This is a genomic window from Mycobacterium talmoniae (assembly GCF_001854525.1).
Lineage (GTDB): Bacteria > Actinomycetota > Actinomycetes > Mycobacteriales > Mycobacteriaceae > Mycobacterium > Mycobacterium talmoniae.
Genome location: NZ_MLQM01000043.1, coordinates 1 through 21,069, shown reverse-complemented (window position 1 = coordinate 21,069; position 21,069 = coordinate 1). Strand labels below are relative to the sequence as shown.

Here is a 21,069-nt window from a genome sequence, read left to right as displayed (position 1 = left end):
GGCTCAGCGCAGACTGGCTGTGGTTGCCGTGTGGCTCGTCGTACTCGTGTTGGCCGGCGGTGGCGCATTATTCAACAAGGGCACCGATGACACCTTCGAAATTCCGGGCACTCAGTCGCAGGACGCGCTTGATTATCTCGGGCGGGTGTTCCCGGAGACGAGCGGAACCTCGGCGCAGTTGGTGATCGTGGTCCCATCCGGTCAGGACGTCACGCAGCTCGCTTCCGCCCCGACCGCCAACGCCGTCGAAACGATCAAGAAGACAGATCAGGTCGCTTCGGTGATCAATCCCTTCGACCCCAACCCAATGGGCCAAGTCGCCGGCGGTGAGCAGCCGCGGATACAATCGGCGATCTCTGCCGATCATCGCGCCGCGATTGTCACCGCCCAGTTGACCATTGCGCTGGCCGATGTCAAGCAAGACACTAGAAATCAGCTCACCGACATCGGCGAGCATCTCGCAGCGGCGATCGGACATGGCGCCACCGTGGCGGTCGGCGGACCCGCGTTCTCCAATCCCGTGCCCAAGCTCAGCCCCACCGAGGGGATCGGTCTCGCGATCGCATTCGTAGTGCTGCTCATGGTGTTTCGGTCCCTGATCGCCGCAGGGATGCCGCTGGTGACCGCGGTGCTCGGTGTCGGCATCTCGGTGGCGCTGATCTTTACGGCCACCCTCTTCACCCCGGTTTCGTCGACGGCTCCGATGCTGGCGGTGATGCTCGGCTTGGCTGTCGGCATCGACTATGCGCTGTTCCTGCTGTCGCGACACCGCGACCAACTCGCCGAGGGCCTGGACGTCGAGGAGTCCATTGCGCGGGCCACCGCCACAGCCGGGTCCGCGGTGATCTTCGCAGGCCTGACCGTGCTGATCGCGTTGCTGGGCCTGTCGGTGGCGGGTATCGCGTTCTTGACCACCATGGGCCTGGCTGCCGCCGCGGCGGTGGCCGTGGCGGTTGCGATCGCGGTGACGTTGGTTCCCGCCCTGATGGCTTTCGCCGGAGAACGATTGCGACCGAAGACCCCCAAACCGCAGGGCAAGCACGGCCCGCAGCGTGCGCGGATCAGCCGCGCCTGGGTGCGGCTGGCCACCCGCGTCCCGCTGCTCACCGTGGTGGTGGTGATCGCCGGTCTCGCGGTGTGCGCGATTCCGGCCGCTGACCTGCGCCTTGCGTTGCCGGACAACGGCACCGAAGAGGAAGGCAGCCCGGCCCGCGACACCTATCGGGTGGTCAGCGAGCACTTCGGCCCGGGCTACAACGGCCCGCTCATCGTCACCGCCGACATCATCACCAGCACCGACCCCATCGGTGTGGTCAACAAGATCGCCGCGGACATCAGCCACCTGCCCGGAGTGGCCAGCGTGCCACTCGCGACACCAAACCCCAAGGCCGACACCGGAGTCGTCCAAGTCGTGCCCGCTGCGGCACCGGACTCAGCGGAAACCGAAGCCCTGGTGAAAGCCATCCGCGGCCAACACCAGCATTTCCAAGACAGCTACGGAGTGGACACCGCAGTCACCGGCATCACCGCCGTCGGCATCGACGTGTCCAAGCAATTGAGCGGTGCGCTGTTACCGTTCGCGATTCTGGTGGTCGGGATCTCCTTGGTGCTGCTGGCGATGGTGTTCCGCTCCATCTGGGTGCCGGTCAAAGCCACCGCCGGATACCTGCTTTCGGTGGGCGCAGCGTTCGGCGCGACATCGTTCGTGTTCCAACAAGGCCACCTGGCCAGCGCGCTGCACGTCACCCACACCGGCAGTGTCGTCAGCTTCCTGCCGATCATCTTGATGGGCGTCCTTTTCGGCCTCGCGATGGACTACGAGGTGTTCCTGGTGTCCCGTATCCGCGAACACTACGTGCACCACGGTGATCCGCACGAGGCGATCGAATCCGGCTTCATCTCTGCCTCTCGCGTCGTTGTCGCGGCAGCTGCGATCATGTTCGCGGTGTTCGCCGCGTTCGTGCCCGAGGGCAGCGCCACCATCAAACCGATCGCCTTCAGCTTGGCCGTCGGCGTGTTCGTGGATGCCTTCCTGGTCCGGATGACGCTCGTGCCTGCGGTGCTCGCGTTGCTCGGCCGCCGCGCGTGGGGTCTGCCCGGGTGGATCGATCGCAGGCTACCGATCTTCGACGCGGAAGGCGACGCGCTAATCCATGAACTGCGCCTTGCCGATTGGCCGTCACCCGACTCCGATGACGCGATCAACGCGCTTGGGTTGCGCCGCGTCGACGACCGCGGCCGAGACGTGTACGCCGGGGTCGATATCACCCTCGGCCGCGGACAACTGCTGGTAGTGCATGGCCACGGCCCAGCAGGCAAGAGCGCGCTGCTCTTCACACTGGCCGGTCGGGTGCGTCGCATCGACGGTGACCTGAAAGTTCTCAACCACGTGCTGCCACAACACATCAACACCGTTCGTCGCGAAGTCGCCGTGATCTCCTGCCACGAGACACTGGATCCGGCCGCCGACGTGGCCACCGCGCTCGCCGACGACGTGCAACTGATACTGATCGATGATGTCGACGTCGTGCTGCGCCGCGACGCCAGAGAGCGCCTGGGCCAATACTTCTCCGATCGCAAGGCGTCCTTCGTGATCACCTGCCAGGACCCCGCTCTGATCGGCGATCTTTTGCCCGCCGATGCGGTCACCCTTGAGCTGGCCGCCGCGCCACTGGAGGTGTCGCAATGATCAAGCCGTTCGCGAACTCCGCGCGGTCGTCGGCTTCGGGTCCGTTGACGTGGCGCACCTGGGTCGGGCTTGTCGTGCTGCCGATCCTGGTGATGGGCCTGTTTCTGTGGGCGTTCTGGTCGCCGGAGTCGAATCACGGCGCGGCAAAAGCGGCCGTCGTCAACGACGATCACCCGGTCACCGTGGACGGCAAGGTGCTTCCGCTCGGCAGGGAGTTAGCCGGCAATCTGACACATTCGGACTCACCGTACACCTGGGTGCTCACCGACGCCGACGACGCCAGGGATGGACTCGCGCGTGGCGACTATGGGGCCGTCGTCACGATCCCGGAGAATTTCTCCGCTAAGGCCACCTCGTCGGCGGGCGCCCACCCGATGGAGGCCGGCCGGGCCGAGTTGCGCGTGCAAACCTCGAATGCCACCGGTGTCGCAGATCCGTTGATCAGCACCGAGATAGCGCGCGTGGTGCTGGGCACGCTCAACCAGCAGATCGTGCAGACCTACTTGGAGAACGTGTATCTGTCGTTCTCCACCATGCACGATCAGCTGAGTAAGGCGGCCGACGGCGCCGCCCAGCTGGCCACGGGAGCCGACGATCTCAAAGCTGGTGCCGGCCGACTCTCCTCGGGGTCGGGGCAGCTCGCGTCCGGGCTCGGCGACGCGCAAAGCAAGGTGTCCGCGGTCACGGTGCTGCTGAGCCAGCTGCCCGCACCGGCACCGGGACCCCTCAGCGGACCGGCGAGTCAGATCGAACAACTCGCATCCGGCGTGAACTCCGCAGCGAGCGGAGCCAATCAGCTACACGACGGCGCCCAGCAGCTTGAATCCGGACTCGGCCAACTTTCCGATGGCGCACACCAACTCGCGAATCAGCTAGCGCAGGGACGCGACCGGGTACCGGTCTATGACCGGGCGCAGCGCGACCGACTCAAGGACGTCGCCGCGACCCCAGCAGTCGCGATCACGGACAGCACCGACGTGGGTGCGGCCGTGGCGGCGGTCGCGGTCGCGTTGGCGCTCTGGGCGTGCGGGTTGGGGACCTACGTGATCACTCGGGCGATGCCTGGCGCGGTACTCACCTCACGGGACCGGACCTGGCTGATCGTCGCTCGCGCAGCATGTCCCGGCGCGACAGTCGCGGTGCTGGCCGCGGCGGCACTCAGCCTCATACTGGCGCCGATCCTGAGCATCAGCGCGGGGCGATGGTTCGAATTGCTCGGTGTGATACTGCTGAGCGCGCTCACGTTCATGGCACTGAATCAGGCAGTCACGGCGAGCTTCAAGCGGCCGGGTCGGTTCGCGTCCATCGTGGTGCTGGTTCTGACGCTTGTCACCAGCTTGATGTCGACGATTCCGGCGGCGCTGCACACCATCGGCGAATTCTTGCCCACTCACGCGGCCGTCCTCGCCTTGCGCGGCGTCATCATCGGGTCGGACATCGCCGTCACCGGCGTCCTTCAACTAGCTGTCTGGTTCATTGGTGGCTCGCTGGCAACGGTCCTCGTCACTGAGCAGCGCCGGGTACTGAGCGGCAAGAAACTTCGACTCGGCTCTGTCCTGTCCCCCGCCACGTAGAAACTCCAAGTACCCGGCTCAGTAGCCTGCTTGGGTCGTCGTCCAACCAGGCACTGGAGGGCAGCGCATTGGTATAGAGTCCAATTCATCGTCGACGGCACCAGTAGCGTCTAGTTCCGCCTCAAGCGATTTTGACCGGAGGATCATCCGTGGCCGATCAATCGAAGTGGGTGCTTGGCCTTCGACCAGTTGACGATGCCGCGTTGTCGCGCTCAGTGCTTGTGGCGGACAGGCTCGCAGAAATCATCGAGCTTGTCGGGCCGGGACCCGTCGGATGGTCGGTCGAACTCGCCGAGGGCATGACACGCGAGATCGTCAGCGCGATTCCGGAACTCGGCGTCGACGTCGTCATTCATGAGGTGCACCGCGGGTGTGAAGCCGTTGCTGTGACGATGCTGGCTGTCTTGGCAAAGGAAGTCCGGTTTGCTGCGGATTCGGTGGTTGAGGTCCTCGCCGGCCCTGGTGAATTGGTGGGCCGGGGCGTGGGAATCGAACACATGATTCGCAGTATCCACATTGGACACGGTTATGCCAGCGCCGCTGTCTTCACTGCCATCGAAGCGCTCGTTCCTCAGGAAGATCGGTTCGCGGAGATGCGACGGATCTCCGCGCTGCTGTTCGCGGTCGTGGACCAACTAACCGCAGCGATGGCCAGTACGTTCTCCACAGTGCAGAAGTCCTGGCTGGCCAGCACGGCGGCGGTACGCCTAGAGATCGTGCACAGCGTCCTGCGCGGAGAACCTGTTGCACTCGACCGATCCGGTCGAACTCTGGGGTATGACCTCACCCGCCATCACACCGGGTTGGTCGTTTGGGCTGATGACCCGGCCGCGCCCGCACCAGGACAGTTAGAAAAGATCGCATCGGACGTGCTGAAGGCAACGGGTCACTCCGGGTCGTTAATCCTGCCCGTTGGTGCCCGACGGGTCTGGGCGTGGGGATCCAGGCTGCGTTCCTCGCCAAGTTCGACGCATATCCCTGCGGAGCCTCCACCAGGTACCAAGGTGGCGATCGGCTTGCCTGCGCCCGGCGTGGCCGGGTTCCGCACCAGCCACGAACAGGCCCTAGCAGCTGCCGCGTTTGGCATGAGTTCGCGGTCCGGTCGGTGGCTATTCGACTACGCCGACGTTGACATGCTTGTCATGCTGAGCGCACAGGCTGACCTCGCGCGACAGTTCGTCCGGCGCGAACTCGGGGGCCTGGCTGGCCCCGGAGACATCGCGGTCACTCTCCGCGCCACCCTAAAGTGCTATCTCGACACCGAACGCAGCCTGAGCGCTGCAGCCGACAAGTTGCATGTCGCGAGAAACACCGTCGCCTACCGCGTGCAACGCGCCGAGCAACTACGCGGCCGACCGATCGACAGCCGCCGCATGCAGCTCCAGGCCGCCCTCACACTCGCCGAGGAACTCGGAGACAACGTCTTAGGCGATTCGGCGGACACCTGAACCACGGTTGGACTGAAGTTCAACACCCGCAGCAGGATTTGCAGCACAGCCCAAGCACGCTCGCGCCCGCCAAAGCTTGACTTAACTCATGGCAAGCAACCTGCTGCATTGCTCGACCGGTAACGACGATCCGACGTGGGGCGTCGTGCGCGGTAACCACCTCCTCGCCCTCTCGAACTAGGACCGTCAAGTGAATACAACGATCGAAGCGCACGACCTCGAGGTTCTGCAGTCCGTCGAGCAGAGGGTGTTGTGGCTCTCCACGGCGATCATTCATCACGCGAATCGCATCCGACCCAACCCTTCGGGATTGAAGGTTGGAGGGCACCAAGCATCATGCGCGTCGATGGTTTCAATCATGACGTCTCTCTGGTTCAGCCATCTCCAGCCCGGCGATCGCGTTTCGGTGAAACCGCACGCGTCACCGGTACTGCACAGCATCAACTACCTGCTCGGCCAGCTCGACGAGTCATACCTGACAAGACTGCGTGAATTCGGTGGACTCCAGTCCTACCCAAGTCGATCCAAGGACCCCGATCCGGTCGATTATTCGACCGGAAGCGTGGGAATCGGCGCGACAGCGCCCATTTGGGGTGCAATGGCGCGTCGCTACGTGCAGACCATTGCCGGCACTGCGGGAACCGGCAGACAATACTCGTTGGTAGGCGACGCTGAACTCGACGAGGGCGCCGTGTGGGAAGCGATCCTCGACCCCGGAATTGCCGACCTCGGCGAAGTCGTCTGGATTGTCGACCTCAACCGCCAGTCACTCGACAGAGTGATCCCTAACATCGCTGCACGGCGCCTGGAGAAGATGTTTGACGCTGCGGGCTGGCAGGTGATCACGGTGAAGTTCGGCAAACTGCTCGAGGAATTGTTCACCCGCTCGGGTGGTTCCGCGCTGCGTGAACGCATTCTGGCGATGGCGAATCCCGAGTATCAGCGTCTTCTTCGCTGCACCGCCGAGGAGGTGCGCAGTCGGTTGCCAGGAGATGGCGCGGGTAGCAATGAGATTGCGGAGCTGATTTCGCAGCTGGACGACGCGACGCTGTTAAAGGCGATCCGCAAGCTGGGCGGGCACGACCTCGATGCGCTGTCCTCGGCGTACCAGCAGATCGACGACACTCGCCCGACGGTTATCATCGCGTACACCATCAAAGGGTACGGACTGCCGACCCAGGGGCACCCACAGAATCATTCGTCGCTGCTAAGCGTCGCTGAATTCAGTTCACTTGCGACCGAATTGGGCATGGATGAAAGCAACCCGTGGGAACGGTTTGACCCCACCTCCGCCGAGGGCAAGCTGTGCATTGCCGCCGCTGATCGGCTGCAGCGTGAGTCGATTCCAGCCACGAAACCCCCGAATACTCCCCTCGACATAGGCCGCACGCCGAAAGGAACGGCCACCTCGCAGGCTGCACTCGGTCGGGTCCTGCTCGATCTCACGCGCGAAGCACCTGAGGCCTCGCGGCGTATTGTCACCGTCAGTCCGGACGTGAGCTCGACGACAAACCTCGGCGGGTGGGTCAACAAGGTCGGCGTTTGGTCTGCTCTTGAGCGCCACAACTGGTTTGCCGATGATGCCGAGACGATCATGCACTGGCGGGAGAAGCCCACCGGCCAGCACATTGAGCTTGGTATCGCTGAGACAAATCTTGTTGGATTGATCGGCGAGCTTGGTACGACGTGGAGTCGCTGGGGTGAGCCACTCTATCCGATCGGTGTCGTCTACGACCCCTTCGTGGAGCGCGCACTCGAACCGTGGTCATTCGGCATTTACGCTGGCGGCCAATCGATTCTGGTCGGAACGCCGTCGGGCGTCACCCTTGCAGCGGAAGGCGGTGCACACCAGTCGATTAAGACTCCGTCGATCGGCCTCGAACAACCCGGCTGCATCTGTTACGAGCCCGCGTTCGCGATCGACGTGGAGTGGACGCTGCTTGCGAGTTTGACGAAGCTAGGCAAACCTGACGGCAGTTCGGCGTATCTGCGACTCTCGACGCGACCGGTCGATCAGAGTCTGGCCGCAGTGCCGACCGATCCCGCCGCTCGGGAACGCCGTCGCAGGCAAGTCGTTGCCGGCGCGTACTGCATGCGCCGGCCTAACAACGCGGTGGTCACTCTCGTGGGCATGGGCGCGATGATGGTCGAGACGCTCGCCGCCGCAGACCGGCTCGAGAAGGTCGGGCTTCCCGCCGATGTCATTTGTGTCACGAGTCCCGGGTTGCTTTTCGACGCGATTCAAGCACGCAGCGGTCGCCTTGCCGCCGACACCTGGATTCTCGAGCAGGCTTTCCCGGCGACCCGTTCCACGCCGATGGTCACCGTTCTCGACGGACATCCGCACACACTCGCGTTCTTGGCCGGCATCAATCGTGTCCCGAGCGTCGCACTGGGAGTGACACGCTTCGGCCAGGTCGGATCGCTTCAAGACGTGTACAAGTACCACGGCATCGACACGGACGCGATCGTGCGCGCTGCGCTCGACGTCATCGATTAGCGGTAGTCGTCGACCATGGCCGAACGCGTTACATTCGCCAGCTCAACTGGCCCTCGCCTGGCAGGTTTAGTTGATCTGCCCGATAGCGCGATTCGCGGCTGGGGCGTGTTCTCGCACGGCTTCACATTGGGCAAGGATTCCCCAGCGGCATCACGCATCTGCAAGCAGTTGGCTTTAGACGGCATTGGCATGCTGCGTTTCGACGCACTCGGCCTGGGTGACTCTGAAGGTGATTGGGGTGACGGCTCGTTCACCGTGAAAGTCAACGATGTTGTGAAGGCATGCGAATTCATGGCAGACAGGGGGACTCCTGCCGATATCCTCGTCGGGCACTCATTTGGCGGTGCGGCCGTTTTGGCAGCAGCGCGGACCTCGCCGCGGGTGCGGGCGGTTGTCACGGTCGCAGCGCCGGCGGAGCCCAGTCACGTCGAGGCCCATTACGACGCGGTGGTCGGCCGCGCGATATCTGATGGCGCTGCGCAGTGGATGGTTGGCGGGCGGACGCTCACACTGAAGCGCGCTTTTGTCGAGGATGTGCGCGCCGCCCATCTGCACGACAAGATCAAGGGCTTGGGGCTGCCGCTCCTCATTCTGCATTCGCCGACCGACAATACAGTGGGCATCGAAAACGCCAGTGAAATCTTCGGTTTGGCCCGCCATCCGCGCAGCTTTGTCTCTCTCGAGGGTTCAGACCATCTGCTTACGGTCCGTGGCCAAGCTCATCGCGCAGGCCGGATCATCGGTGCTTGGGCTGACGCTTACCTCGACAACCCGCAGGCGAAGATTCCACGGCCCGGCCGCGCGCGATTCCCCCGGGTCTTGGAGGAAAGTACTTAGTCCGCGAAGTACGGCGACTGAGTTGGGGTTTAGTACTTGACGCACTCAGATCAGGGGTGGCTGAAGGTATGTTCGCGTCTTACAGTTTCGACCGTCAGCGCCGGTCCCGACGGGCCGGCTGGGTCGCCGGCGATGAAATCGAAGCGGACAGGCGCGGCAAACACCTTCCGCCGCAACACCTCGGGATGCGCCTCCGGCTTGCGTAGGTCAATCTCTCAGGTCGTCGCTGCTACACTCAGGAGTGAAATGTACAACTCACTGGTTCAGTGAGTGTACAGTTCAGGGTATGGACGTATCCGTGACCGAGTTGCGCGCACACCTTAGCGATTGGCTCGATCGGGCGCGGGCGGGTGGTGAGGTCGTCATCACCGACCGCGGGATCCCGGTCGCGCGACTAAACGCGGTGGACAGCGCAGGCACCTTGGCGCGTCTCACCGCCGAAGGCGTGATCGGCAAGGCCACCACGCCGCGGCCTGTCGCCACGGGCCGGCCCCGGCCCCGGCCGCGACGGCCAGTGTCGGACCGGGTCAGCGACCAGCGGCGCTGACCGGTGCCGCTCGTCTACTTCGACACCAGCGCCTTGGTCAAACTTCTCACCGCCGAGCCAGGGAGCTCGCTGGCGTCCGCGCTCTGGGACGGCTGTGACGCCGCATTGTCCAGCCGGCTGTCCTACCCCGAAGTCCGCGCCGCCCTCGCCGCCGCGGCCCGCAATCACGACCTCACCGAATCCGAGCTCGCCGACGCCGAGCGCGACTGGCAGGACTTCTGGGCCGCCACCCGCCCAGTCGAACTCACCGCGGCGGTTGAGCAGCACGCCGGCCAGCTGGCCCGAGCCCACGCGTTGCGCGGAGCCGACGCGGTCCATCTGGCCAGCGCATTGGCCCTGGGCGAACCCCAGCTGATCGTCGCCGTCTGGGACCGACGCCTCCACGCCGGAGCCCAAGCCGCCGGGTGTCGCGTCGCCCCCGCCCAACTCGACCCCTAGCCCCTACTCGTAGTGGTAGCGGCATTGCGCGATCCGGATGTCGGTTGCGCTGTAGCGGTGGACGAGGCGGTGCTCGTCGGTGATCCGCCGTGACCAGTAGCCCCGAAACCCGTGCTTGAGGGCCTCGGGTTTGCCGATGCCCGCATTGCCGTTACGCGCGATGTCCTTGATCAGCAGGTTGATCCGTTTGACGATCTTGCGGTCCTGGTCCTGCCAGTAGAGGTAGTCCTCCCAGGCGGATTCGTCCCAGACCAGCTTCACCGCCCGGCGCTACTCGGCAAGGTCGTGCTCGCTGCCCTCACCGTGCTCGAGCCGTTCGATCGCCCCGAGCAGGCGACGGGCGTTGGCCGGATTGCGCAGCAGGTAGGCGGTCTCCTTCAGCGACTCGTAGTCGTCGAGCGCCACCAGTACCACGGGGTCACGACCGGGCCTGGTGATCACCACCTCTTCGCGGTCGTCGAGCACCGAGTCGAGCACCGAGGCGTAGTTCGCCCGCGATTCCGAGTAGGACATCGTCTTCATCAGCCACCTCCGCGTACAGGATATTGTACGTGGCTTCGCTCCGGCCTCCCCCGCGCCTGGACGTCGGTCGTAGGCTGGGTAAGGACATGAACCGACCGAGCCAGCATCTTCGGCGGACATCGTGGCGCACCTTCCGCGACCGTCGCGAGGCCGGTCGCGTGCTGGCCGAGGAGCTCACCGGCTACCGCGACACCGACCCGCTGGTGGTGCTGGGGCTGGCGCGGGGCGGGGTTCCGGTCGGTTTCGAAGTCGCGGCGGCGCTGCACGCCCCGCTCGACGTGTTCGTGGTGCGCAAGCTGGGGGTGCCGCAGTGGTCCGAGCTGGCGATGGGCGCCCTGGCCAGCGGCGACCAGGTGGTGATGAACGACAACGTCGTCGCCAGCCTGGGCATTACCGAGGACCAGGTGCAGGCGGTGATCGAACGGGAGACCGCCGAGCTGCGCCGCCGGGAGCGGGCCTACCGCGGTGACCGGCCCCCCGCCGACCTGCGGGCGACAACGGTGATCCTGGTCGACGACGGCATCGCCACCGGCGCCAGCATGCTCGCCGCGGTCCGCGCGGTGCGGGCCACCGATCCGGCCGCGGTGGTGGTCGCGGTGCCGGTCGGCCCGCCCTCGGCGTGCCAGCAGCTGGCCCGCGAAGCCGACGACGTGGTGTGTGCGACGATGCCGCCCTCATTCGAGGCGGTGGGCCAGGCCTTCCTGGATTTCCACCAGGTCACCGACGACGAGGTCCGCGACCTGCTCGCCGCGCCGACAGGCGGTTAGCGGGCGTTGTGCTCGTCGCTCACCGCGTCCGCAGCGGCGGACTCGGTGTCGGCGGCGTCCGCGCCGTCCTCGTCGTCGTAGAAGTCCTCGTAGTTGGCGTCGGCGGACTCGGTGTCGTCCGAGCCCTCCTGCAGGCCGCTGAGCTCCTCGCCCGCGGCCTCGCCGGCCGGGCCGGCGGCGCGGCGGCGTTCCTGCAGCGCGTCGACGATCAGCAGCACCACGCCCAGCAGGCTGGCGCCGATACACACCCACGCCACCAGCGCATTGGCGGTCACCACCGCGAACACCAGGGCGGCGAGACCTATCACCGCCAACACCAGGGCAACAATTAGCATCGGTCAACCTTCCAGCCGACGGGCACACTACTGGAGGCCGCCGCAGCGGCCAGCGGCGCCCCGCTCAGTTGTTACCCCGATTGAATTGGTTGAACCCTCCGCCGTCGCTGCCGGCGCTGGAGTCGACCGGCGCCGCCGAACCGCGCTGCCCGAGCTCCTCGAGCTGGGATTCCAGGTAGGTCTTCAGCCGGGTGCGGTACTCGCGCTCGAAGGTCCGCAGCTGCTCCAGGCGGCCCTCCAGCACGGTGCGCTGCTGGTTGATCGTGCCCATGATCTCGGAGTGCTTGCGCTCGGCGTCGGCCTGCAACGCGTCGGCCTTCTCCTGGGCCTGCCGCAGCTGGCTCTCCGACCGGGTTTGCGCATCGGCCAGCATCGCGTCGGCCCGCTGCCGGGCCTCGGAGACGGTGGTTTCGGCTTCCCGCCGGGCGTCGCCCAGGATCTGGTCGGCGTTGGCGCGGGCGTCGGACATCAGCTTCTCCGACTCGGCCTTGGCGGTGCTGGTCAGCCGGTCGGCGGTGTCCTGGGCCAGGCTCAGCACCTTGGCGGCCTTGAGGGCCGGGTCCTCGCCGCCGGCGGCGGCCACCGGGGCGGCGGCCGGCGCGGCGGGGGCCTCGCGGACCGGCTCCGGCTCCGGCTCGGGCTGGTAGAGCGGGATGGCCTGGGTGGTCTGGGTTGCGCCGCCGGCCCGCGCGCTGGCCAGTTCCTGGTCGAGTTCGCTTACCCGCTGACGCAGATCGGAGTTCTCCTCGATCAGCCGGGTCAGCTCGGTCTCCACCAGGTCGAGGAAGGCGTCGACCTCGTCTTCGTTGTAGCCGCGCTTACCGATTGGCGGCTTGCTGAACGCCACATTGTGCACGTCTGCCGGTGTAAGTGGCATTTTGTCTGCCCCCTCGAGTCTGGACGGTCACACCGATCTGGCAAGTGTAGATCGATCGGACAATATGTTAGCCGTACTGTAACTGGCGTCCATCCTGTCACACCGGATGCGGCGGTTCCGAGCGAGACCAATAATTAAGAACGAATTTCAAAGACTTGCCACAGAAATCTCGGCGTGGCAAACGGTTTCACGCTTGCAGTTCGCTATTAACGCCGCCGCCAATCCAGTGTCGAGCCGCCCCCGTCCGGGCCCCGGGCGCGCCCGCCGACCCCGGCTGCGACGGCCGTCAGCGCGCCGTCGCGCAGCGGCCTGACCAGGCGAGGACCCGAACCCGGCCCCGCCGCAGCCGGTTCCGGACGGCCGGGGGGCGGGGACGGAGGAAGAGGTGGGCGCCGGCTGGCGGGCACGCGCAGGCGCCGGCCTACGGCCGGGCGGCGGAATGACTGAGAAACCCCTGAGCGCTACAGCGCAACGCGATTGGCGGCCCCGAAGGCCAGGTCCATCCCGATGAATGCGACCAACAGCAACACCATGATCGACAGGTCGAACCGGACCGCACCGATGGTGAGCTGCGGGATCAGGCGGCGCAGCAGCTTCACCGGGGGGTCGGTGAGGCTCATCATGATCTCCAGGATCACCACGGTGACCCCGCGCGGATGCCAGTCCCGGCTGAACGAGCGGACGAACTCCACCACCACTCGGGCGATCAACAGCAACCAGAAAACGAACAGCGCGAGACCAAGGATGTTGAAGAAGAGCGCCAACGAAAGCCTGACCTTAGTGATGAGGACGTGGTGATGTGATGCTGACAACACGGCGGCTGCCGGGCAGTCCGCTGTGGTGTCAGCCTACCGACTCGGGCGGTGGCGCGCCCGTCGGCGACCCGACCCGGTTATTGGTAGGCGTAGAAGCCGGTCTCGGCGATCCGGCGCCGCTCCTCGGGGGTGACGTCCACGTCGGCCGGCGACAACAGGAACACTTTGGTCGCGACCTTGTCGAACGAGCCGCGCAGGGCAAACGCCAACCCGGCGGCGAAGTCGACCAGGCGTTTGGCGTCGGCGTTGTCCATCGACACCAGGTCCATGATCACCGGGGTGCCGTCCCGGAACCGCTCCCCGATGGTGCGGGCTTCGCTGTAGTCCTTGGGGCGCAGCGTGGTGATCTTCGATAACGGGCTGCTCTCGTCGAACAGCATCGCCATCCGCCGCGGATCCATCGCCAGCGCGCCGCGGGTGGAGCCGCGCAGCGACGCGAACCGCGGCCGGTCGAACTCGCGCGGCGGCCGGTCGAATTCCCGCGGCCGGAACCGGGGCTCGTCCTCATAGCCCCCGCGGTAGCTGCCCGGCGGCTCGTCGTATTCGCGGCCTTCATACCGCCCGTAACCGTCCTCGGCGAAGCGCTCACCGCGACGCTGGTATCCGCGCGCCGGGGCGCGGTCCTCCTCGTCGTCGTAGTACTCGTCGTCGTAGTCCTCCATCGGAGCCATACCGAAGTAGGCCTTGACCTTATGCAGTGTGCTCATCGCGTGACCCCTTCTAGGCTGCTGGCGATCTGGTGTCTGTGATGAAGATGTGACTGGAGTGACTATCACGGTGACGGTAACCGCCTGCGCCCGAGAAGCGCGGTACCGACACGCACACACGTCGAACCGTGTTTTATCGCGGTTTCCAGGTCCTCGGACATCCCGGCCGACAGCCCGGTCGCCGCGGGATGCGCGGCGAGCACCCGGCGGTGCTCGGCCTGCAGCCGGGTGAACGCCCGGTCCGGATCCCAGTCCAGCGGCGGGATGGCCATCAACCCCACCAGGTCCAGGGCGGCGGCGGAGTCGACCGCCGCGCACAGCTCGTCGACCGCATCGGGTGCCGACACGTCGACGCCGCCGCGGGCGGTGTCCCCGTCCAGGCTGATCTGGACATAGACGCGCAGCCGGTGCCGGCGCCGCCCGTCGTCGAGGGCCGCGGCGACCGCCCGGTCCAACGCCGCGGCCACCGGCACGCTGCTCACCGAGTGCGCGGTGTGCGCCCAGCCGGCCACCGAGGCGACCTTGTTGCGTTGGATGCGGCCCACCATGTGCCAGTGCACCGCGTCGGCCGCGACGCCTGGCAACGTGGTGAGTTCGCTCACTTTCGCCGCCGCTTCCTGCGCCCGGGATTCACCGAATGCACGGCAACCCAAACGCGCCAAAATCGCGATATCGGTGACCGGATGGAATTTCGTAATTGGGAGTAATTCAATTTCGGAGATATTGCGACCGGCGGCCTCCGCGGCAGCGGCCAGCCGTGTTTGCAGTGCGGCCAATGCCGCCGCCAATTCGGATTCCCGGTCGCCGCTCATTCCATCCACACCAGCGAGGCCAGTCGTCCGGTGGGCGCCGAGCGGCGGTGACTGAACAGCTGCGGGTCGGCCACCGTGCAGCGCGGGTCGATGTCGATCGCGGTGACGCCTAAACCCTTGAGCTGACAAGCGATTCCGGCCCGCAGGTCCAGTCCGGGGGTGCCGCGCGAGGTGGTGGTGCGGCTGCCGGGCAGCGCCGCCTCGACCTCGTCGGCCATCGCCGCGGGCACTTCATAATTGCGTCCGCTGACCGCCGGGCCGAGCAGCACCGAGATGTCGTCGGGGTGCGCGCCGAGGGTCAGCATTGTTTCCACCGCGCGTACCGTGACACCGCGCTGCGCACCGACGCGACCGGCGTGTACGGCCGCAATGACACCGGCGCGGGCATCGGCCATTAACACCGGGACACAATCGGCGGTCACCACCGCCAGCGCTAATCCGCGCGCGGTGGTCACCAACGCGTCGGTGTCGTCGACCGGGGTGTCCCGTGCGCCGTCGACGACGGTGACCCGGTCGCCGTGCACCTGGTGCATCCACACCACCGCGTCGCCGGGCAGGCCGATCGCCGCCGCCAGCCGCGCCCGGTTGGCGGCGACCGCGGCGGGGTCGTCGCCGACGTGGTCGCCGAGGTTGAAGGTGTCGAAGGGTGGCGCCGAGACGCCTCCCGCCCGGGTGGTGGTGACCCGGCGGATGCGATAGCTCACCGTGTCCAGTATCCCGAGCGGCCCGCTAGCGCCGCATGAACGGCGGCACGTCGACGTCGTCGTCGTCATCGCCGCCGACGCTGACCGTCGCGCCGTTGGTCGGCACCGGCACGCTGACCGCGTCGGCCGGCTCGAACAACGTCGAGGTGACCTTGCCGTGCTTGCCGGGCGCGATGGTCTGGCCGGTGTGGCTCGAGTTGCTGGACTCGCCCGAGCCGATGATGGGTTTGCGGCCCAGCCCGGTGGCGGCGAATCCCGCGGCGATGACGGTGATGCGCACCTCGTCGCCCAGCGAGTCGTCGATGACGGTGCCGAAGATGATGTTGGCGTCCTGGTGGGCGGCTTCTTGCACCAGCGAGGCCGCCTCGTTGATCTCGAACAGGCCCAGGTCGCTGCCGCCGGCGATCGACATCAGCACCCCCTGGGCGCCCTCCATCGAGGCCTCCAGCAGCGGCGAGTTGATGGCGATCTCGGCGGCCTTGAGCGCGCGGCCCTCGCCGCGGGCCGATCCGATCCCCATCAGCGCGCTGCCGGCGTTGCTCATCACGCCCTTGACGTCGGCGAAGTCCACGTTGATCAGGCCGGGGGTGGTGATCAGGTCGGTGATGCCCTGCACCCCGTTGAGCAGCACCTCGTCGGCGCTGCGGAACGCGTCCATCAGGGAGACCGCCGCGTCACCCATCTGCAGCAGCCGGTCGTTGGGGATCACGATCAACGTGTCGCAGCTTTCCCGCAGCGCGGCGATGCCGTTTTCGGCCTGGCCGCTGCGGCGCTTGCCCTCGAACGAGAACGGCCGGGTGACCACGCCGACGGTCAGCGCGCCCAGCTTGCGGGAGATGCTGGCGACCACCGGGGCGCCGCCGGTGCCGGTGCCACCGCCCTCGCCGGCGGTGACGAACACCATGTCGGCGCCGCGCAGCAGCTCTTCGATCTCGTCCTTGGCGTCCTCGGCGGCTTTGCGGCCGACCTCGGGATCGGCGCCGGCGCCCAGGCCGCGCGTCGAATCGCGGCCGACGTCGAGCTTGACGTCGGCGTCGCTCATCAACAACGCCTGCGCGTCGGTGTTGATGGCGATGAACTCCACGCCCTTGAGGCCCTGCTCGATCATGCGGTTCACCGCGTTGACGCCGCCGCCGCCGATACCCACGACTTTGATGACGGCCAAATAATTGTGCGGGGGGGTCATCGTTCGTGTTCCTCCCTGATGGGGACTGCGTGGGTCCGTGGCGGACCCGGGTGGGACAGTGGCCTGACGCCGAACTCCTTGGCGTGTCGCAAACCCTCAACCTCAACCAGAGGATTAGAGTTATGTCAAGTTGTTCCGCGCAAACAGAACGGTAGGGCCGCGGCGCCGCCTATCCCGGCAGGCGCGCCGAAACGCGGCGGGCGAATTTTTCGGGTTGGGTCGCCGATGGTGGACGCCGGCAGCAGCATTGGGGCGCCGAGCCTGTGGTTGCGGCGTCGAGACTGTGCTGAGGGGCGTCGAGACTGTGCTGAGGGTACCGAGGCTGTGTCCAGGGCATCGAGACTGCGCTGAGGGCACCGAGGCTGTATCCAGGGCATCGAGACTGCACTGGCGGCGCCGAGCCTGTATCCAGGACCATGTCGCGGCGAAAAACACGGCCTGAGTACAGGATCGGCGCACTGAGTACAGGCTCGACGCCCTCAGCGCAGGCTCGACGCCGTAACTACAGGCTCGACGCCCTCAGCGCAGGCTCGACGCCGTAACTACAGGCTCGACGCCCTCAGCGCAGGCTCGACGCCGTAACTACAGGCTCAGCGCCCTGAGTACAGGCTCGGCCTCGCCGGCTCGCGGCCGACGTCGTCTATGGCGTCGGTTCTGGCGGTGCGGTTGAGGGCTGCGCCCGACCACGAAATCCCCAACCCTGGCCGCACGTGCAACGCGGCGGTCCGGCTAGCGGACGGTGGGCAGGTCCGGGCTGGACACGTCGTAGGTCTGCCCGGGCTGGCTCAACACCGCGGCCAGCTTCTGCGCCTTCTCGGCGGTGCGGTCGGTGGTCCCCCAGATCACCACCCGGCCGTCGGTCAGGGTCAGCGTGATCGACGCGACCGACGGGGCCGCGATCTTGCCCACCCGGTCGGCGACGTCGGGGCTCAGCGCGGTCAGCACCTGCAGCGCGGCCTGGGTCGCCGGATCCGACGGCCCGGGATTCTCGACATCCAGATACGGCAGCGACGGCGGTGGCGGCGCGGTCGCGAAGTCCACCCCGTCCCGGTCGAACAGGTGCGGCCCGTCGGCAAAATCCCTGACCACCAACGGGATACGTTCCACGATGGTGATCTGCAGGGTCGACGGGTAGTCGCGCTGCACCCGCGCGCTGGCGACCCGCCGGATGGTGGCCACCCGGTTGGCGACCTGGTCGGTGTCGATTTGCAGCAGCGGGGTGCCCACCTGCACCTGGGCGGCGTCGAGGACCTCCTCGCGGGTCACCACCTCGGCCCCGGAGACGGCGACATCGCGCGCCGACATCACCGGGGTGAAGTACAGGATCAGGCCGAGCCCCACCGCGACGAGCACCGCCAGCACCGTTGCGACCACCAGCTTCAGGCCGCGAATCGCGCCCCGTGGCACGGGTTTGGCCTCCGGGGACAGCCCGCGGGCCCGGCGTTTGGCCTCCCGGCGCGCCTCTTCGATGGCCCGGGCCCGCGCCTCGGCGGCGCGGCGTTCGGCGCGTTCCCGGCGGGCCCGCCGCCGCGGCCCCTCCGGTGGGGCCTCGCCGGCGGCGTCGTCGGTCACCGCGCCCTCGGCCTCGACCCCCGCGTCGTCGACCTCGTCGCCGGTCACCGCCACACCTCCGGGCGCCGGTTGGCCCGCAGCTGCAGGGCGGTGACGATCTCCGGGCCGAGCAGGGTGACATCCCCGGCGCCCATCGTGACGATGACATCACCCGGGCCGGCCGCGGCCGCCACCGCCGCGGGTGCCGCCGACATGTCCGGGACGTAGTGCACCGGCACCCGCACGTGTTCGGCGATGCTGGCGCCGCTGACCCCGGGCAGCGGCTGCTCCCGGGCGCCGTACACGTCGAGCACGAACACCTCGTCGGCGGCGTCGAGCGCGGCGGCGAATTCCCCCGCGAAGGCCTGGGTGCGGGAATACAGGTGCGGCTGGAACACCACCAGCGCCCGGCCGCGACCGCTTTGCTGCAGCACCGTGCGCACCGCGGCCAGCGTGGCGGCGACCTCGGTGGGATGGTGGGCGTAATCGTCGAACACCCGCACCGTGGCGGTGGTGCCGACCAGCTCGAAACGCCGCCGCACCCCTTCGAACCCGGCCAGGCCGTGCAGCACCGCCTCGGCCGGCGCGCCGATGTCGATCGCGGCCAGCAGCGCGCCCAGCGCGTTGAGCGCCATATGCCGGCCCGGCACCGCCAACCGCATCACCTGAGGATGCGGCTGCCCGGCCACCTGGATGTGGGCGACCGCGCCGGTGCCCTGCTGCTCCCAGGTCAGCAGCCGGCCGGTCAGCTCCCGGTCCGGGGCGCTGCCGTAGGTCAACACCCGAATCCCCAGCGCGGCAGCGCGTTCGGCCAGCGCGGCCGCCCCGGGGTCGTCGGTGCAGGCCACCAGCGCACCGCCGGGCGCCAGCCGCTCCACGAACGCGTCGAACACCGCGGTGTAGGCGTCGGCGCTGCCGAAAAAGTCCAGGTGGTCGGCCTCGATGTTGGTGACCACCGCGACGTGTGGGGTGTACTCCAGCAGCGACCCGTCGCTTTCGTCGGCCTCGGCGACGAAGTAGTCGCCGCTGCCGTGATGGGCGTTGGTGCCGGCCTCGCCCAGGTCGCCGCCGACCGCGAACGACGGGTCCAGCCCGCAATGCTGCAGCGCGACAATGAGCATCGAGGTGGTGGTGGTCTTGCCGTGGGTGCCGGTGACCATCAGCGTGGTGCGCCCGGCCATCAGCTTGGCCAGCACCGCGGGCCGCAGCAGCACCGGGATGCCGCGGCGGCGGGCCTCGACGAGTTCGGGGTTGGTTTTGGGGATCGCGGCGTGGGTGGTGATCACCGCGGTCGCGCCGCCGGGCAGCAGGTCCAGCGACGCCGCGTCGTGCCCGATCCGGACCTGCGCGCCGCGGGCGCACAGCGCGCGCACCGCCCGGGACTCCTTGGCGTCGGACCCCGACACCTGCCCGCCGCGGTCCAGCAGGATGCGGGCAATCCCCGACATCCCCGCTCCCCCGATCCCGACCATGTGCACCCGCTGCAGCTCGGCCGGCAGCTGCTCAGTAGTCATGCGCGCCCCCGTTCGCGGGCGGCGGCGGCCAGCTCCAGCGCGGCCGCGGCCACCCGCCGGGCCGCGTCGGGGTGGCCGACCCGGGCGGCATTGGTCGTCATCGCCGCCAGCCGCGGCGCATCCGCCAGCAGCCCGGCGACCGTGTCGGCGACGAATTCCGGTGTCAGATCGGCGTCGTCGACCAGCAGCCCGCCGCCGGCGTTGACCACCGGCAGCGCGTTGAGCCGCTGTTCCCCGTTGCCGATCGGCAGCGGCACGTAGACCGCGGGCAGCCCGACGGCCGACACCTCGGCGACCGTCATCGCCCCGGACCGGCAGATCGCCAGGTCGGCGGCCGCGTAGGCCAGATCCATCCGGCTCAGGTACGGCACCGCCACATACGGGGGGTCGCCGGCGCCGGCGGTGGGCAGCGCCAGGGTGTTCTTCGGGCCGTGCGCGTGCAGCACCGACACCCCGGCCGCCGCCAGCGCCCCGGCGGCGCCCGACACCGCCCGGTTGATCGACGCCGCGCCCTGCGACCCGCCAAAGACCAGCAGCACCCGGGCGTCGTCGGCGAAGCCGAACTCGGCGCGCGCGGTCGCCCGCAGCGCCGCGCGGTCCAGCGCGGTGATCGCCTCGCGCACCGGCACCCCGACCACCTCGGCGCCCCGCAGCCCGGAATCCGGCACCGCCGCCAGCACCCGGCCCGCGGTGCGGGCCCCCACCCGGTTGGCCAGCCCGGCGCGGGCGTTGGCCTCGTGGATCACCACCGGCACCCGGCGCCGGCGGGCGGCCAGATACGCCGGCAGCGCCACGTAGCCGCCGAACCCGATCACCACGTCGGCGTCGACGGCGCGCAGCACCGCGCGGGTCTGCCGCACCGCCTGCCGCACCCGCAGCGGCAGCCGCAGCAGGTCACGGTTGAGTTTGCGCGGCAACGGCACCGGGGTGATCAGCTCCAGGTGGTACCCGCGTTCGGGCACCAGCCGGGTCTCCAACCCGCGGGCGGTGCCCAACGCGGTGATCTGCACGGCCGGATCCAGCGTGGTCAGCGCGTCGGCGACGGCCATCGCGGGCTCGACGTGGCCGGCTGTGCCGCCGCCGGCGAGCACCACCGAAAACGAGTCCTTCACCCGTAACGCTGACCTTCCAGTGCGCGAGCGCGCCCCCGGGTGGGGCGCTGGCCGGCGGGGCGCTGGCCGCCTCGTAGTTGCATGGGGCTTGTACAGAGCGGTTGGGGCGGGGGAGTGGGTGGGGGCGGGGGGGG

19 protein-coding genes and 1 pseudogene are annotated in these 21,069 nt (G+C 67.8%); 8 read left to right on the top strand and 12 right to left on the bottom strand.

What is annotated here, in order from left to right; translation table 11 throughout:
• Positions 1-28 precede the first annotated feature (28 nt).
• The 7 genes and pseudogenes from BKN37_RS10535 (at position 29) to BKN37_RS10505 (ending at position 10,033) form a co-directional block, all read left to right on the top strand.
• Positions 29-2,689 carry an MMPL family transporter gene (locus BKN37_RS10535; protein WP_242657193.1) on the top strand — a complete coding sequence of 887 codons (2,661 nt, stop codon included), beginning with the start codon at positions 29-31 and terminating at the stop codon, positions 2,687-2,689.
• Positions 2,686-4,263 (top strand): YhgE/Pip family protein, encoded by a 1,578-nt coding sequence (locus BKN37_RS10530; RefSeq protein ID WP_071025265.1) that lies wholly within the window; start codon positions 2,686-2,688, stop codon positions 4,261-4,263. Before BKN37_RS10535 ends, BKN37_RS10530 begins: the two co-directional genes overlap by 4 nt.
• A gap of 149 nt (positions 4,264-4,412) precedes the next feature.
• A complete protein-coding gene (locus BKN37_RS10525; RefSeq protein ID WP_071025263.1) occupies positions 4,413-5,711 on the top strand; it encodes a PucR family transcriptional regulator in 1,299 nt (432 codons plus the stop codon).
• Positions 5,712-5,901: 190 nt separating this feature from the next.
• Positions 5,902-8,211 carry a transketolase-like TK C-terminal-containing protein gene (locus tag BKN37_RS10520; protein ID WP_071025261.1) on the top strand — a complete coding sequence of 770 codons (2,310 nt, stop codon included), beginning with the start codon at positions 5,902-5,904 and terminating at the stop codon, positions 8,209-8,211.
• Positions 8,212-8,226: 15 nt separating this feature from the next.
• Positions 8,227-9,048 carry an alpha/beta hydrolase family protein gene (locus BKN37_RS10515; protein ID WP_071025258.1) on the top strand — a complete coding sequence of 274 codons (822 nt, stop codon included), beginning with the start codon at positions 8,227-8,229 and terminating at the stop codon, positions 9,046-9,048.
• Between the two features lie 188 nt (positions 9,049-9,236).
• Positions 9,237-9,595: pseudogene (locus tag BKN37_RS10510) on the top strand (type II toxin-antitoxin system Phd/YefM family antitoxin); the annotation flags it as partial.
• Positions 9,596-9,598: 3 nt separating this feature from the next.
• Complete coding sequence (locus BKN37_RS10505; RefSeq protein ID WP_071025256.1) at positions 9,599-10,033, top strand: type II toxin-antitoxin system VapC family toxin; 435 nt, start codon at positions 9,599-9,601, stop codon at positions 10,031-10,033.
• 3 nt (positions 10,034-10,036) lie between these two features.
• Here BKN37_RS10505 and BKN37_RS10500 read toward each other — a convergent pair whose 3' ends face one another.
• Both BKN37_RS10500 and BKN37_RS10495 read right to left on the bottom strand, forming a co-directional pair.
• Positions 10,037-10,294, bottom strand: a complete 258-nt coding sequence (locus tag BKN37_RS10500) for a Txe/YoeB family addiction module toxin (RefSeq protein ID WP_071025254.1) — start codon at positions 10,292-10,294, stop codon at positions 10,037-10,039.
• A gap of 9 nt (positions 10,295-10,303) precedes the next feature.
• Positions 10,304-10,555 (bottom strand): type II toxin-antitoxin system Phd/YefM family antitoxin, encoded by a 252-nt coding sequence (locus BKN37_RS10495; protein ID WP_071025252.1) that lies wholly within the window; start codon positions 10,553-10,555, stop codon positions 10,304-10,306.
• Between the two features lie 86 nt (positions 10,556-10,641).
• On the opposite strand from BKN37_RS10495, the gene BKN37_RS10490 reads away from it, so the two are divergent.
• Positions 10,642-11,322, top strand: coding sequence for a phosphoribosyltransferase (locus BKN37_RS10490; RefSeq protein ID WP_071025249.1), 681 nt, complete (start codon positions 10,642-10,644; stop codon positions 11,320-11,322).
• On the opposite strand, the gene BKN37_RS10485 is transcribed toward BKN37_RS10490, so the two are convergent.
• The 10 genes from BKN37_RS10485 to murG all read right to left on the bottom strand — a co-directional run bounded on the left by BKN37_RS10485 (position 11,319) and on the right by murG (position 21,031).
• On the bottom strand, positions 11,319-11,657 hold the full coding sequence (locus tag BKN37_RS10485; protein ID WP_071025247.1) for a hypothetical protein: 339 nt from the start codon (positions 11,655-11,657) through the stop codon (positions 11,319-11,321). The genes BKN37_RS10490 and BKN37_RS10485 overlap by 4 nt on opposite strands.
• Before the next feature lie 64 nt (positions 11,658-11,721).
• Entirely contained in the window at positions 11,722-12,534 is an 813-nt protein-coding gene (wag31, locus tag BKN37_RS10480) for a DivIVA-like cell division protein Wag31 (RefSeq protein ID WP_071025245.1), read from the bottom strand.
• 461 nt (positions 12,535-12,995) lie between these two features.
• On the bottom strand, positions 12,996-13,298 hold the full coding sequence (locus BKN37_RS10475; protein WP_071025243.1) for a YggT family protein: 303 nt from the start codon (positions 13,296-13,298) through the stop codon (positions 12,996-12,998).
• Positions 13,299-13,426: 128 nt separating this feature from the next.
• Positions 13,427-14,056, bottom strand: a complete 630-nt coding sequence (locus tag BKN37_RS10470) for a cell division protein SepF (protein WP_071025241.1) — start codon at positions 14,054-14,056, stop codon at positions 13,427-13,429.
• Positions 14,057-14,121: 65 nt separating this feature from the next.
• Complete coding sequence (locus BKN37_RS10465) at positions 14,122-14,868, bottom strand: YggS family pyridoxal phosphate-dependent enzyme (RefSeq protein WP_071025238.1); 747 nt, start codon at positions 14,866-14,868, stop codon at positions 14,122-14,124.
• Positions 14,865-15,572 (bottom strand): peptidoglycan editing factor PgeF, encoded by a 708-nt coding sequence (gene pgeF / locus BKN37_RS10460; protein ID WP_071025236.1) that lies wholly within the window; start codon positions 15,570-15,572, stop codon positions 14,865-14,867. Before pgeF ends, BKN37_RS10465 begins: the two co-directional genes overlap by 4 nt.
• Before the next feature lie 25 nt (positions 15,573-15,597).
• A complete protein-coding gene (gene ftsZ / locus BKN37_RS10455; protein ID WP_071025234.1) occupies positions 15,598-16,758 on the bottom strand; it encodes a cell division protein FtsZ in 1,161 nt (386 codons plus the stop codon).
• A 729-nt stretch (positions 16,759-17,487) separates the two neighbouring features.
• On the bottom strand, positions 17,488-18,330 hold the full coding sequence (locus BKN37_RS10450; RefSeq protein WP_071025287.1) for a cell division protein FtsQ/DivIB: 843 nt from the start codon (positions 18,328-18,330) through the stop codon (positions 17,488-17,490).
• Positions 18,331-18,374: 44 nt separating this feature from the next.
• Entirely contained in the window at positions 18,375-19,823 is a 1,449-nt protein-coding gene (murC, locus tag BKN37_RS10445) for a UDP-N-acetylmuramate--L-alanine ligase (protein ID WP_071025232.1), read from the bottom strand.
• Positions 19,820-21,031 (bottom strand): undecaprenyldiphospho-muramoylpentapeptide beta-N-acetylglucosaminyltransferase, encoded by a 1,212-nt coding sequence (gene murG, locus BKN37_RS10440; RefSeq protein WP_423212778.1) that lies wholly within the window; start codon positions 21,029-21,031, stop codon positions 19,820-19,822. The genes murC and murG overlap by 4 nt, the downstream gene beginning before the upstream one ends.
• Positions 21,032-21,069: the final 38 nt, after the last annotated feature.

Coding starts and splice junctions, on each gene's coding strand:
- BKN37_RS10490 (WP_071025249.1), top strand. CDS start 10,642: ATGAACCGACCGAGCCAGCATCTTCGGCGGACATCGTGGCGCACCTTC.
- wag31 (WP_071025245.1), bottom strand. CDS start 12,534: ATGCCACTTACACCGGCAGACGTGCACAATGTGGCGTTCAGCAAGCCG.
- BKN37_RS10495 (WP_071025252.1), bottom strand. CDS start 10,555: ATGAAGACGATGTCCTACTCGGAATCGCGGGCGAACTACGCCTCGGTG.
- BKN37_RS10530 (WP_071025265.1), top strand. CDS start 2,686: ATGATCAAGCCGTTCGCGAACTCCGCGCGGTCGTCGGCTTCGGGTCCG.
- BKN37_RS10515 (WP_071025258.1), top strand. CDS start 8,227: ATGGCCGAACGCGTTACATTCGCCAGCTCAACTGGCCCTCGCCTGGCA.
- ftsZ (WP_071025234.1), bottom strand. CDS start 16,758: ATGACCCCCCCGCACAATTATTTGGCCGTCATCAAAGTCGTGGGTATC.
- murC (WP_071025232.1), bottom strand. CDS start 19,823: ATGACTACTGAGCAGCTGCCGGCCGAGCTGCAGCGGGTGCACATGGTC.
- BKN37_RS10485 (WP_071025247.1), bottom strand. CDS start 11,657: ATGCTAATTGTTGCCCTGGTGTTGGCGGTGATAGGTCTCGCCGCCCTG.
- BKN37_RS10470 (WP_071025241.1), bottom strand. CDS start 14,056: ATGAGCACACTGCATAAGGTCAAGGCCTACTTCGGTATGGCTCCGATG.
- BKN37_RS10465 (WP_071025238.1), bottom strand. CDS start 14,868: ATGAGCGGCGACCGGGAATCCGAATTGGCGGCGGCATTGGCCGCACTG.